General features: G+C 68.1%; 11 protein-coding genes, 1 tRNA gene and 1 pseudogene. 11 read left to right on the top strand and 2 right to left on the bottom strand.

Annotation, left to right across the window (positions count from 1 at the left end; translation table 11 throughout):
* Positions 1–97 precede the first annotated feature (97 nt).
* The 10 genes from PSR88_RS04725 (at position 98) to PSR88_RS04680 (ending at position 9,462) form a co-directional block, all read left to right on the top strand.
* Positions 98–1,873, top strand: a complete 1,776-nt coding sequence (locus tag PSR88_RS04725; RefSeq protein ID WP_011594131.1) for a CTP synthase — start codon at positions 98–100, stop codon at positions 1,871–1,873.
* 13 nt (positions 1,874–1,886) lie between these two features.
* Positions 1,887–2,555, top strand: coding sequence for an NUDIX domain-containing protein (locus tag PSR88_RS04720; RefSeq protein ID WP_016880791.1), 669 nt, complete (start codon positions 1,887–1,889; stop codon positions 2,553–2,555).
* A 1-nt stretch (position 2,556) separates the two neighbouring features.
* Positions 2,557–3,483 (top strand): site-specific tyrosine recombinase XerD, encoded by a 927-nt coding sequence (gene xerD / locus PSR88_RS04715; RefSeq protein WP_016880790.1) that lies wholly within the window; start codon positions 2,557–2,559, stop codon positions 3,481–3,483.
* Positions 3,484–3,541: 58 nt separating this feature from the next.
* Positions 3,542–4,546, top strand: coding sequence for a ParA family protein (locus tag PSR88_RS04710; RefSeq protein ID WP_016880789.1), 1,005 nt, complete (start codon positions 3,542–3,544; stop codon positions 4,544–4,546).
* Positions 4,547–5,422: a segregation and condensation protein A gene (locus PSR88_RS04705; RefSeq protein ID WP_011594127.1), complete on the top strand. Its 876-nt coding sequence runs from the start codon at positions 4,547–4,549 to the stop codon at positions 5,420–5,422.
* Positions 5,419–6,111, top strand: coding sequence for an SMC-Scp complex subunit ScpB (gene scpB, locus PSR88_RS04700; RefSeq protein WP_009473594.1), 693 nt, complete (start codon positions 5,419–5,421; stop codon positions 6,109–6,111). Before PSR88_RS04705 ends, scpB begins: the two co-directional genes overlap by 4 nt.
* Before the next feature lie 16 nt (positions 6,112–6,127).
* Positions 6,128–7,189, top strand: a complete 1,062-nt coding sequence (locus PSR88_RS04695) for a pseudouridine synthase (RefSeq protein WP_009473593.1) — start codon at positions 6,128–6,130, stop codon at positions 7,187–7,189.
* A complete protein-coding gene (gene cmk / locus PSR88_RS04690; protein ID WP_009473592.1) occupies positions 7,186–7,875 on the top strand; it encodes a (d)CMP kinase in 690 nt (229 codons plus the stop codon). The genes PSR88_RS04695 and cmk overlap by 4 nt, the downstream gene beginning before the upstream one ends.
* The gene (der, locus tag PSR88_RS04685; RefSeq protein WP_011594125.1) at positions 7,872–9,299 is read left to right on the top strand and encodes a ribosome biogenesis GTPase Der; all 1,428 of its coding nucleotides are present in this window, start codon (positions 7,872–7,874) and stop codon (positions 9,297–9,299) included. Before cmk ends, der begins: the two co-directional genes overlap by 4 nt.
* Positions 9,300–9,385: 86 nt before the next feature.
* Positions 9,386–9,462: transfer RNA gene (locus PSR88_RS04680), tRNA-Pro, on the top strand.
* A gap of 65 nt (positions 9,463–9,527) precedes the next feature.
* Here PSR88_RS04680 and PSR88_RS04675 read toward each other — a convergent pair.
* Positions 9,528–10,289, bottom strand: a complete 762-nt coding sequence (locus PSR88_RS04675) for a L,D-transpeptidase family protein (RefSeq protein WP_029538181.1) — start codon at positions 10,287–10,289, stop codon at positions 9,528–9,530.
* Between the two features lie 183 nt (positions 10,290–10,472).
* On the opposite strand from PSR88_RS04675, the gene PSR88_RS04670 reads away from it, so the two are divergent.
* Positions 10,473–11,351 (top strand): sigma-70 family RNA polymerase sigma factor, encoded by an 879-nt coding sequence (locus PSR88_RS04670; RefSeq protein WP_016880787.1) that lies wholly within the window; start codon positions 10,473–10,475, stop codon positions 11,349–11,351.
* Between the two features lie 219 nt (positions 11,352–11,570).
* Here PSR88_RS04670 and PSR88_RS04665 read toward each other — a convergent pair.
* Positions 11,571–12,842 (bottom strand): annotated as a pseudogene (locus tag PSR88_RS04665) (MFS transporter); the annotation flags it as partial.
* Between the last annotated feature and the right edge of the window lie 70 nt (positions 12,843–12,912).

Here is a 12,912-nt window from a genome sequence, read left to right as displayed (position 1 = left end):
GACGTACGCCAAGGTGTTACCGTGAAGTCCCGTGGGTCGGCAGGCCCCAGCATTGCTCGAACAGACCAAGCCCTGCACAGTCGTCACGGGAGCCCCTTTGCCACAGTCACGCACTCATTCGCGTACCGCTACCAAGCACATCTTCGTGAGCGGCGGCGTCGCCTCCTCACTCGGCAAGGGCCTCACAGCCTCGAGCCTCGGGCAATTGCTGACCGCGCGAGGAATGCGCGTGACCATGCAGAAACTGGATCCGTATCTCAACGTCGATCCGGGCACGATGAACCCGTTCCAGCACGGTGAGGTCTTCGTCACCGACGACGGTGCCGAGACCGACCTCGACGTCGGCCACTACGAGCGTTTCCTCGATCGCGACCTGTCCGGTCAGGCGAATGTCACCACCGGCCAGGTGTATTCGACGGTCATCGCCAAGGAGCGGCGCGGCGAATACCTCGGCGACACCGTCCAGGTGATCCCGCACATCACGGATGAGATCAAGAGCCGGATCCTCGCCATGAGCGGACCGGACCTCCAGGGACACCAGCCGGACGTCGTCATCACCGAGATCGGTGGCACCGTCGGTGACATCGAGTCGCAGCCGTTCCTCGAGGCCGCCCGTCAGGTGCGCCACGACGTCGGTCGCGACAATGTCTTCTTCCTCCACGTCTCCCTGGTGCCGTACCTGGCGCCGTCGGGCGAGCTCAAGACGAAGCCCACCCAGCACTCGGTCGCGGCACTGCGAAACATCGGTATCCAGCCCGACGCGCTGATCCTGCGCTGCGACCGCGAGGTTCCCCCGGCGCTGAAGAACAAGATCGCCCTCATGTGCGACGTCGACGTCGACGGGTGCATCTCGACACCCGACGCGCCCTCGATCTACGACATCCCGAAGGTGCTGCACAGCGAGGGCCTCGACGCCTACGTGGTGCGTCAGCTGGGTCTGCCGTTCCGCGATGTGGACTGGACCGTGTGGGGCAACCTGCTCGAGCGCGTCCACCAGCCGCGCGAGACCGTGCGAATCGCCCTGGTCGGAAAATACGTCGACCTGCCGGACGCCTACCTGTCCGTCACCGAGGCGCTGCGTGCCGGTGGGTTCGCGAACCGCTCGAAGGTGGAAATCTCCTGGGTGCCGTCCGACGCGTGTGAGACGGAGGCGGGCGCGCAGGCCGCCCTCGGCGACGTCGACGGCGTGCTGATTCCCGGCGGCTTCGGGATCCGCGGTATCGAGGGCAAGCTCGGTGCGATCCGGTACGCCCGTCACCGGAAGATCCCGCTGCTCGGACTGTGCCTCGGCCTGCAGTGCGTCGTGATCGAGGCTGCGCGCAGCGTGGGTCTCGACGACGCCAACTCCGCCGAGTTCGAGCCCGAGACCACGCACCCCGTGATCTCCACGATGGCCGACCAGGAAGACGTCATCGCCGGCGAGGCGGACCTCGGCGGCACGATGCGCCTCGGCGCGTACCCCGCCGTCCTGACGAAGGGATCCGTCGTCGCCCGCGCGTACGGCAGCGAAGAGGTGTCCGAGCGTCACCGTCACCGCTACGAGGTCAACAACGCGTACCGCGACCGGATCGCGAAGAGCGGACTCCGGTTCAGCGGAACCTCGCCCGACGGTCACCTCGTCGAGTTCGTCGAGTACCCGGCCGACCAGCACCCGTTCTTCGTCGCGACGCAGGCGCACCCCGAGCTGAAGAGCCGTCCGACGCGTCCGCACCCGCTGTTCGCGGCGTTCGTCGACGCGGCGCTGAAGCACAAGCTCGAAGAGCGGCTTCCCGTCGACGTGCACGGTGAGGAGCGGGCCGCCGTCGCCACCGATGACGAACTCGCCGACTCCGCCGACCGCGACGAGGTCGCTTCCGTCGACAGCGCGGGATAGGGCGAAACCGACCATGACCGACACCGGCCGGCACGAATTCGAGACTCTCGACTCGCGCGCCGTCTACAGCGGCGCGATCCTCGCCCTGCGCGTGGATCACGTCGCGATGCCGGACGGCCGGACCGCCGAACGTGAGGTCGTCGAGCACCACGGAGCCGTTGCCGTCGTGGTGCTCGACGACGAGGACCGGGTCGTCCTGATCCACCAGTATCGGCACCCGGTGGGGCGCCGATTGTGGGAGATCCCGGCGGGCCTGCTGGACGAGCCGGGGGAGGACCCGGTCGACGCGGCCAGGCGCGAGCTCGCGGAGGAGACCGGGCTCGGGGCCCGTCGCTGGTCCGTTCTCGTGGATGTCGTTCTGTCGCCCGGGTTCACGGACGAGTCGGTGCGCGTGTTCCTCGCCGAGGACCTGTACGAGGTGGACCGGCCCGCCCCGGAGGACGAGGAAGCCGACCTCGAGATCGAGCGGATTCCGCTCGACGAGGTCGTGTCGATGGTGCTGAACGGGACCATCGTCAACGCCACGGCCGTGGCCGGGCTCATGGCACTCGCCGCTGCCCGGTCCCGCCCGGGCGGTGTCGGCGAACTCCGCGACGTGACCGCGCCCTGGGTCGATCGCCCCGACAGGTTCAGCGAGAGGAAACGCTCGCGCACCGGCGGGGACGAGGCCGCGCGGGCATGACGTGGTAATTGCGCGGCAGGTGGATTCGTACCTCGACCACCTGGCTGTCGAGCGCGGAGCCGCCCGCAACACCCTCGGTTCGTATCGCCGCGACCTCGAGCGCTACACGCAGTTCCTCGCCGACCGGGAGCTCACCGACATCGACCGGATCCGCGAACAGGATGTCAGTGACTTCGTGATCGCTCTGCGCAGCGGCGATCCGAATCGCGAACTGCCGCCGCTGGCCGCGAGCTCGGCGGCCCGCGCCCTGATCGCGGTGCGCGGATTCCACCGGTTCGCCGCGGCCGAGGGGATGACCGCAGTGGACGTCGCCCGGGACGTGCGGCCGCCGTCGCCGGCGAAACGGCTCCCCAAGTCGCTGCCGGTCAACGAGGTGCTGGCGCTGCTGGAGGCGGTCGGCGGCAGCGGACCCGCCGACGGTCCGCGGGCGGTCCGCGACCGCGCGCTGCTCGAACTGCTGTATTCGACGGGCGCCCGCATCTCCGAAGCCGTCGGCCTGGACGTCGACGACGTCGACACCGAGACCCGGTCGGTGCTGCTGCGGGGCAAGGGCGGCAAGCAGCGGGTGGTGCCGGTGGGCCGGCCTGCCGTCGAATCCCTCGACGCCTACCTGATCCGGGGCCGGCCGGCGCTGGCATCACGCGGAACACCAGCGCTGTTCCTCAATGTCCGCGGCGGACGCCTGTCCCGCCAGAGCGCGTGGAAGGTGCTGCAGACCGCGGCGGACGCGGCGGGCATCTCGTCGGCGGTGTCACCGCACACGCTCCGCCACTCGTTCGCGACGCATCTGCTCGACGGCGGCGCCGACGTCCGCGTCGTCCAGGAGCTGCTTGGGCATGCCTCGGTGACGACCACCCAGATATATACGCTGGTGACAGTGGGTGCGCTGCGCGAGGTGTGGGCCGGAGCGCACCCCCGGGCGAGGTGACGGAAAGCGTGTCGAGGGGAAATTTCACGGTACGAGGCGGTAGCGTTCCCATAACGATGTGGGATCGGCAGCGATCATCGAGAGAACAGGGGATCATCGGACCGTGGTGACACCGCAGCCGCCAGCGGCGGAGTCAGAGCACTCGCAACAGGAGGGCGACATGTTCGACGTGCGGCAATCCGAACCCGCAGCCTTGTTCGAGGACGCTGCCGTGGTCGTGGAGGAGGAGCTCGGGCCCACGGGACGGCCGACACGTGCGGTGCCGGAACCCGCCCCGCTGCCCTCGCACGGCCCGGCCAAGATCATCGCGATGTGCAACCAGAAGGGTGGCGTCGGCAAGACGACGTCGACGATCAACCTGGGAGCGTCGCTCGCCGAATTCGGCCGACGTGTGCTGCTCGTGGACCTCGATCCCCAGGGGGCGCTGTCCGCGGGCCTCGGCGTCGCGCATCACGACCTCGAACTGACCGTCCACAACCTGCTCGTCGAACCCCGCGTCGCGATCGACGACGTCCTGATGCGGACACGGGTCGAGGGCCTCGACCTCCTGCCCAGCAACATCGACCTGTCGGCGGCGGAGATCCAGCTCGTCACCGAGGTCGGGCGCGAACAGACGCTCGGACGCGTGCTGCATCCGGTGCTCGACCGGTACGACTACGTCCTGATCGACTGCCAGCCGTCCCTCGGTCTGCTCACGGTCAACGCGCTGGCCTGCGCGGACTCGGTGATCATTCCGATGGAGTGCGAGTACTTCAGCCTGCGCGGTCTGGCCCTGCTCAACGACACGGTCGAGAAGGTCCACGACCGGCTCAACCCGCGGCTCGAACTCGCCGGCATCGTCGTGACGATGTTCGACTCGCGGACCCTGCACGCCCGTGAAGTGATGGCCCGTGTGGTGGAGGTGTTCGGGGATCTCGTCTACGACACCGTGATCAACCGCACCGTGCGCTTCCCCGAGACCTCGGTCGCCGGGGAGCCGATCACCACCTGGGCGCCGAAATCGACCGGCGCCGAGGCGTACCGTGCTCTGGCGCGCGAGGTCATTCACCGGTCCGGCCGGTAAGTGGTGAATACGCAAGACATTTCGGCTCCACCGCAGACCGAGGACCCGCAGGCCCGGGTAACGCAGGCCGAGGATCAGCAGGCGCCCGCGGTCAAGCCCGGCTTCCGGGTGACGCTGCGGAATTTCGAGGGACCGTTCGACCTGCTCCTGACCTTGATCAACCAGCGACAGCTGGATGTGACGGAAGTCGCGCTGCACCAGGTGACGGACGACTTCATCGCCTACACCCGCTCGCTCGGCACGGAGATGGGTCTCGATCAGACCACCGAATTCCTGGTGGTCGCGGCGACGCTGCTCGACCTGAAGGCGGCGCGTCTGCTCCCGGCGGGCCAGGTGGAGGACGCCGAGGACCTCGCGCTCCTCGAGGCGCGCGACCTGCTGTTCGCCCGGCTGCTGCAGTACCGCGCGTACAAGCAGGTGGCGCAACTCTTCGGTGAGCTCGAGGCGGCCGCGTTGCGCCGGTACCCGCGTTCGGCGGCACTGGAGGACCAGTTCACGAAATTGCTGCCGGAAGTGTTGCTCGGGGTCGACCCGCAGCGGTTCGCGGAGATCGCCGCGACCGTGTTCACACCCCGCCCGAAGCCCACCGTGGGACTCGACCATCTGCACGACATGCACGCGGTCTCGGTGCCCGAACAGGCGGCGCGGATGCTGGAACTGCTCCGCGAACGGGGAGCCGGGGAGTGGGCGACGTTCGGCGACCTGGTCTCGGAGTGCGAGGTGACCACCCTGATCGTGGCAAGATTCCTCGCGCTGCTCGAGCTGTATCGCGAGCAGTCGGTGTTGTTCGAACAGCCCGAGCCGCTCGGGGAATTGCTGGTGAGCTGGACCGGGGAGGGCACACACGCCCCGGTGACCGAGGAGGATTACGGATGAGTTCGGCCCCGTTCGACGAGTCGGACGACCTGGGCGCCGTCGACGGAGAACCCGAGCTGTCGGACACCGAACTCGAAGCTGTTCTCGAGTCGCTGCTGCTGATCGTCGACTCTCCCGCCGGAGCCGAACAGCTCGCCTCCGCGACCGGCGCTTCTGTGAATCGCATCACGGACGTGCTGAACCGCATGTCCGCCGAGCTCACCGCCCGTGGCAGTGGGATGGACCTCCGATATGCCGGTGACGGTTGGCGTCTCTATACGCGCACCGCGTACGCGCCCTACGTGGAACGACTCCTGCTCGACGGCGCGCGGTCCAAATTGACGAGGGCGGCTTTGGAAACTCTGGCCGTGGTGGCATACCGTCAACCGTTGACCCGCGCACGGATCAGTGCGGTGCGCGGCGTCAACGTGGATGGTGTGGTGCGCACACTTCTCGCTCGCGGATTGATCGCCGAAGCCGGCGTCGATCCCGATACCAACGCCACGCAGTATTCGACGACGGAGCTCTTCCTGGAACGGCTCGGCTTGGCGTCTCTCGCCGATCTTCCCGCCTTGGCTCCGCTGTTGCCGGACGTGGATCTGATAGATGACATCAGTGACAGTCTGGAATCTGATCCACGATTTGCGAGAATGAATAAAGCTACGGCTTCCACAGAAGAGTTGGACACCGGGCTGGACACCGAAGACTGACAGGGATAGTACAAAAGTGAAGAAACCCGCTCGCCGAGATGGCACACCGGATCGCAACAACAAGAAGCAGCGCCCCACCAGGTCGGAGGCCGGGGGTCGCTCGGACAGATCGGAAGCCGGAGGGCGACCGAGCCGCTCCGAGACCGATCGGCGTCCGTCCAGGTCGGACGCCGTCAAGGGGAAGCCGGCCAGGCCTGACGCCGCGGCCGCGAAGAACAAACGCGGCAAGCCCAAGTCGGCCAAGCCGCAGCGCGCCCAGGCCCACGCGCCCAAGATCAGCAATGCCAAGCCGGCCCGGCACCAGTACGCCGACGCCGCCGATCGGCCCGCGGGCCCGCCGCAGGGCGACGGCATGCGACTGCAGAAGGTTCTCGCCCAAGCCGGTGTCGCGTCGCGCCGTGCGGCCGAGGAACTGATCTCGCAGGGTCGCGTCGAGGTCGACGGCCGCATCGTCATCGAACAGGGACTGCGCATCGACCCCGAGAACGCGGTGGTGCGCGTGGACGGTGTCCGCGTCGTCGTGCAGAAGGACCTGGTCCACCTCGCGCTGAACAAGCCCCGCGGCTGGCAGTCGACGATGTCGGACGACCTGGGTCGCCCGTGCGTCGGCGACATCGTCTCCGAGCGGGTCGCCGCAGGTCAGCGATTGTTCCACGTCGGTCGCCTGGACGCCGACACCGAGGGGCTGCTGCTGCTCACCAACGACGGTGACCTGGCGCATCGGCTGATGCACCCGTCCTTCGAGGTATCGAAGACGTACCTGGCGACCGTCTCGGGTGCCCTCGAACGCGGCGTCGGAAAGAAGCTCAAGGAGGGTGTCGAGCTCGACGACGGACCGGCGAAGGTCGACACGTTCACGCTCCTCGACATCAACGAGGGTAAGTCGCTCGTCCGCGTCACCCTGCACGAAGGCCGCAAGCACATCGTGCGGCGCCTGTTCGACGCCGTGGGACACCCCGTCATCCGGCTCGTCCGGACGGACATCGGCGCGGTTGCTCTCGGCGACCAGCGTCCCGGCACACTCCGCGTACTCGGTCGAGGCGAGGTCGGCGGGCTCTACGGGGCGGTGGGCCTGTGAGTACCTCGAAGCTGGTCGTCGCGATGGACGGCCCCTCCGGAACCGGGAAGTCGAGCGTCTCGCGGATGCTGGCGCAGCGGCTCGACGCCCGCTACCTCGACACCGGCGCCATGTACCGGATCGCGACGCTGCATGCGCTGCGCAAGGGCGTGGACCTCACCGATCCCGCCGCGATCGCCGACGCGACCGCCGGGCTGCCGTGGTCGATCGGCACCGACCCGGCGGGTGAGCAGGTCCTGCTCGACGGGGAGGACGTGGGGGAGGAGATCCGCGGCGACGCGGTGACCAAGGCCGTCTCGGCGGTCTCCGCCGTACCGGCCGTGCGTGAACTGCTCGTCGCGGCGCAGCGTCGCCTCGCGGGCGAGGCCGAACGGATCGTCGTCGAGGGCCGAGACATCGGCACCGTCGTCATCCCGGACGCCGACGTGAAGATCTACCTCACCGCCTCGGCGGAAGCCCGGGCACAGCGCAGGAATGCGCAGAATCTCGCGGAGGGGCGAGGCGACGACTACGCGGCCGTGCTGGCCGACGTGCAGCGTCGTGACCACCTCGACTCCACGCGCGCCGTGTCGCCGCTGCGGCCGGCCGACGATTCCGTGCTTGTCGACACCAGCGAACTCGGAATCGACGACGTGATCGGCAGGTTGCTGCTGGTGGTAAGCGAAAGAACTGGAGCAGGGCAGTGACCGAACAATTCACCACCGAGTTCGCAGGCGACGGCACCTGGAGTGAGGAATCCGACTGGGAGGTCCTGGACCTCGAAGACGGTGGCGACGGAGAGTCCCACGTCCCGGTTCCCACCCTCGCAGTGGTCGGGCGCCCGAACGTCGGCAAGTCGACGCTCGTCAACCGGATCATCGGCCGACGCGAAGCCGTGGTCGAGGACATTCCCGGTGTCACCCGGGACCGCGTCTCCTACGAGGCGAACTGGAGTGGACGCCGCTTCATGGTGCAGGACACCGGCGGCTGGGAACCCGACGCCAAGGGCCTGCAGCAGTCGGTGGCCCGTCAGGCGGAATTGGCGATGCAGACCGCGGACGCGATCCTCCTCGTGGTCGACGCCGTCGTCGGCGCCACCGCAACGGACGAGGCCGTGGCCAAGGTGCTGCGCCGGTCCAAGACCCCGGTTCTGCTGGTGGCCAACAAGGTGGACGACGGCCGCACCGAATCCGAGGTGGCCGCACTGTGGTCGCTCGGTCTCGGGCAGCCGCACTCGGTGAGTGCGACCCACGGCCGCGGCACCGGTGATCTCCTCGACGAGGTGCTCGCCGCGCTCCCGGAGACCCCGCGTGAAGGCATCCCCGGCGGCGGGCCGCGACGCGTGGCTCTGGTCGGGAAGCCGAACGTCGGGAAGTCGAGCCTGCTGAACAAGCTGTCGGGCGACGAGCGGTCGGTGGTCCACAACGTCGCGGGCACCACCGTCGATCCGGTCGACTCGATCGTGGAGCTCGGCGGCAGGCCGTGGCGTTTCGTCGACACCGCCGGTCTGCGCAAGCGGGTCAGCCACGCCAGCGGCGCCGAGTTCTACGCGTCGCTGCGGACGAAGAGCGCCATCGAGGCGGCCGAGGTCGCGATTCTGCTGATCGACGCGTCCGAGCCGATCTCGGAGCAGGACCTGCGCGTGCTGAGCATGGTGGCCGACGCCGGCCGGGCCCTCGTCATCGCGTTCAACAAGTGGGATCTCGTCGACGAGGACCGGCGCCTCCAGCTCGATCGAGAGGTCGACCGGGACCTGGTGCGGGTGCCGTGGGCGCAGCGCGTCAACATCTCGGCGCAGACGGGGCGCGCGGTGCAGAAGCTCGTCCCCGCCCTGGACACCGCGCTGGAGTCCTGGGACAAACGCATTCCCACGGGCCGGCTCAACACCTGGCTCAAGGAAGTCATTGCCGCCACTCCGCCGCCGATGCGTGGTGGTCGGCTGCCTCGCGTGATGTTCGCCACGCAGGCCGGAACACGCCCGCCGACGTTCGTGCTGTTCACGACCGGGTTCCTCGAGGCGGGCTACCGCCGGTTCCTGGAGCGGCGTCTGCGCGAGGAGTTCAATTTCGACGGCAGCCCCGTCCGCATCTCGGTGCGGGTGCGGGAAAAGCGTGAGCGGCGGAATCGTTGATCCGACAGAATGCGCTCTGACCAGGCGATTAGCGTTACGGACTGCCCCTGATGTAATCTCATCGAGCACCTGAACGAGGGTGTGGACGGGCTGTGGCGCAGCTTGGTAGCGCACTTGACTGGGGGTCAAGTGGTCGCAGGTTCAAATCCTGTCAGCCCGACCAGATGATCAGCGAAGGCGGTTTCCCGGAAACGGGAAACCGCCTTTTCTGTGTCTCGGGGCCGGTACTCAATCCGTGACGATGACCGGGTCGCCGATCTTGGCGTTGTCGTAGAACCACCGCGCGTTCTCGGTGCTGAGATTGATGCAGCCGTGGCTGACGTTCTCGAATCCCTGCGAGTTCACCGACCACGGTGCGGCGTGCACGAAGATCCCACCCCACGTGATGCGGGTGGCGTACTCGACGTAGAGGCGGTAGCCCTCCTCGTCATCGATCGGGACGCCGTACGTCGACGAATCCATGATCATGTCGCGGAATTGCTCGATGACGGGGAACGTCCCGAGCGGTGTTTCGTATCCGGGTTTGCCCATGGACGCCGGCATGGTCTGCACGACCTTATCGTTGATGCTGACCGTGAACTGGTGCGTCGTCGTGTTCGCGACGGCGACGAGTGCGTCACCCACCTGGAACTGCGACCTCGCGCCCGCCGCCTCGACGGTCACCCGGGTGTGGGCCGGCCAGAAGTGCGCCGGAGTCCACTGCACGGTGCGGTCGTCGATCCAGGAGAACTGCCCGGGCACCGCCCTCGACGGGGTGATCCGGACACCACGCTCGGCGAGCGCGCGATCGGGCACCGGTGACGCGAACCGGACGACGACAGGATGCGCGACGCCGACGACGTGCCCGCTCGCGGGGGACAGTGTCGGCGCGACGACCTTCCCGGTGACTGCCGGGGCATGCGCCGACGCGGTGGCGCTCACCCCGCACACGGCCAGTGCCGCGAGTACCGAGACGAGAAACAGACGTCCGACCTGCTGCGCTTTCCACATGCCGTCCAGCCCTTCAGAGACTGCGAGCGTCATTTCAGTTAACCACGGCGATATCGGACAGCGGAACCAGGGAAACTGGATGCATTGCGCGCATCAGAGGGACACGGACGACGCGCCGTCGTCACATCGGCAGCGTTTCGCCGGTCACACAGTTGACGGATCGAGACTGAGGGGATGTGACCGATGAACGACAACGACGTGTTGGCGCAGCAGTTCGAGGCCCATCGCACGCACCTGCGCGCAGTGGCCTACCGGATGCTCGGCTCGCTCAGCGAAGCCGAGGACGCCGTGCAGGAATCCTGGCTGCGACTGAGCCGCACCGACGCCGACACCGTCGAGAACCTGGGCGGCTGGCTGACCACGGTGGTGGCGCGGGTGTGCCTGAACATGCTGCAGTCACGCAGGACACGGCGGGAAGATCCACTGGACGCGGCGGTCCCCGACCCGATCGTGACCCGGGCAGACGGCAGCGACCCCGAACACGAGGCGGTGCTGGCCGATTCGGTGGGTCTTGCACTGCTCGTCGTTCTCGGCACGCTTTCCCCCGCCGAGCGACTGGCGTTCGTGCTCCACGACATGTTCGCGGTGCCCTTCGAGGACATCGCCCCGATCGTGGAGCGAACACCCGCGGCCGCCCGGCAACTGGCCAGTCGCGCACGCCGGCGTCTGCAGGGAGCCCCGGTTCCCGACACCGATCCGGTCCGTCAGCGTGCGGTTGTCGACGCGTTCCTGGCGGCCGCGAGGAGCGGCGACTTCGACGCCCTCGTGGCGGTGCTCGACCCGGATGTCGTGCTCCGCGCCGATACCGGAGCAGTGCCTGCAGGCGCCTCCACGATGGTGCGCGGCTCGGCGACCGTCGCGGGCCGGGTCCTCGGGTTCGCCCGGTTGGCTCGGTTCGCGCATCCGGCGCTCGTCAACGGTGCCGCCGGAGTGGTCGCGATCTCCGACGGGCAGTTGCTGTCGGTCATGGGCGTCACGATCCGGCGCGGGAAGATCGTCGAGATCGACATCCTCGCCGACCGTGAGCGCCTCGCCGGGCTCGTCGTCGAGAACCTCGACTGACGAGCCCGCCGGGGGTCAGTTCGTGCGGCGCTCGCCGTCTCCGTGTGCGTTGCCGGTGCGCAGGCCGATCACGGCCGCGGCGACGAGGAAGATGCTGCCGGTCAGCAGCGCTCGCTGGAAGCCGAAGGTGAGTGCCTCGGGCACAGGCGAATTCGCCGCGAGCAGATGCTGGGAATGCGAGGTGGCGATCGCGGCGAAGATCGCCAGTCCGAGTGCGCTGCCGACCTGCTGGGAGGCGTTCAACAACGCTGCCGCGAGCCCTGCCTCGCCGGCAGGCACACCGGCGTTGGCCGCGGTCGTGACGCCGACGAAGACGGCGCCGAGACCGAAAGACACGATCATCAGTCCGGGCAGCAGATCGTTGAGGTAGGAGCCGTCGACGGGGATCCGGGACAGCAGGTACAGGCCGGCCGAGGCCACCAGCGCTCCCACGACGACGACGGGACGGGTTCCGGTCCGGGTCAGCAACTGGGAGCACACCCCGGCGGCGACCCCGACCCCCAGGCAGAGCGGGAGGTAGGCCGCACCGGTCTGGATGGGGGAGTAGCCGAGAACGTTCTGCATGTAGAGAGTCAGGAAGAAGAACATCGCGATGAGACCCGCAAAGGCGATCAGCCCTGTGACATTCGCGGCGGCAAGGCCCTTGACGCGGAAGATCGACAGCGGCAGGAGAGGGTGCCGGCTGTGCTGCTCGTTGATCACGAACGCCACGATCAGCACGAACGCACCGGCGAACCCGGCGATCGTGCGGGCGCTGCCCCATCCCTGGTCGGGTGCCTCCACCAGGGCGTAGACGAGCAACAGCATCCCGCCGGTGCCGAGCACACTGCCTGCGACGTCGAAGTTTGCGAACCGGGCGCGGCGCCGGTCGCCGGGAATGAGCGCGAAGACCGCCGGAAGCACGAGCGCGCACGCGACAGGGTTGACGAACAGCACCCATCGCCAGCCCGGCCCCTCGGTGAGCACACCGCCGAGAAAGACACCGACAGCCGATGCGAGACCGCCCACCCCGGCCCAGACACCGAGTGCGGTATGCCGTTCGGGGCCCTCCTCGAAGGTCGTCGTCAGAATCGACAGCGCGGCCGGAAGCATCAGTGCCGCACCGACACCCTGCGCGAGTCGTGCGCCGATCAAGACCTCGGCGTTTCCGGCGAAACCGCCGATCAGCGACGACAGCCCGATCACGACGGTGCCGGTGACGAGCACGCGACGGCGACCGAGCAGGTCGGCCAGGCGGCCGCCGAGCAGCATGAAACCGCCGTAGGTGAGGAGGTAGGCGCTCGGGACCCACTGCAGTTCCTGTACCGAGATGTCCAGGTCGCTGCGCATGTCGGGCAGGGCGATGTTGACGATGGATGCGTCGACGAAATCGAGAAATGCCACAGCGCACAACAGCGTCAGCGTGAGTGTGCCGCGGGCGGTGGAGAGAAACGGGCGTGCCGGGGTCGATCGCCCGGCCCGGGAACTGTCGGTGATCGAGGTGATGTCCATGTTCGAGCCTTCCTGTGTTCGGAGTCCTGCAGAAGACGCCGCGTTGTCGGCCGTCACTTCTATGACCGAC

It is taken from the genome of Rhodococcus sp. DK176 (assembly GCF_038447315.2).
Classification (GTDB): Bacteria; Actinomycetota; Actinomycetes; order Mycobacteriales; family Mycobacteriaceae; genus Rhodococcus_F; species Rhodococcus_F jostii_A.
The sequence above is the reverse complement of the archived record's forward strand: the minus strand, read 5'-3'. Positions and strand labels throughout refer to the sequence as shown.

Coding starts and splice junctions, on each gene's coding strand:
- PSR88_RS04670 (WP_016880787.1), top strand. CDS start 10,473: ATGAACGACAACGACGTGTTGGCGCAGCAGTTCGAGGCCCATCGCACG.
- PSR88_RS04675 (WP_029538181.1), bottom strand. CDS start 10,289: ATGTGGAAAGCGCAGCAGGTCGGACGTCTGTTTCTCGTCTCGGTACTC.
- scpB (WP_009473594.1), top strand. CDS start 5,419: ATGAGTTCGGCCCCGTTCGACGAGTCGGACGACCTGGGCGCCGTCGAC.
- PSR88_RS04720 (WP_016880791.1), top strand. CDS start 1,887: ATGACCGACACCGGCCGGCACGAATTCGAGACTCTCGACTCGCGCGCC.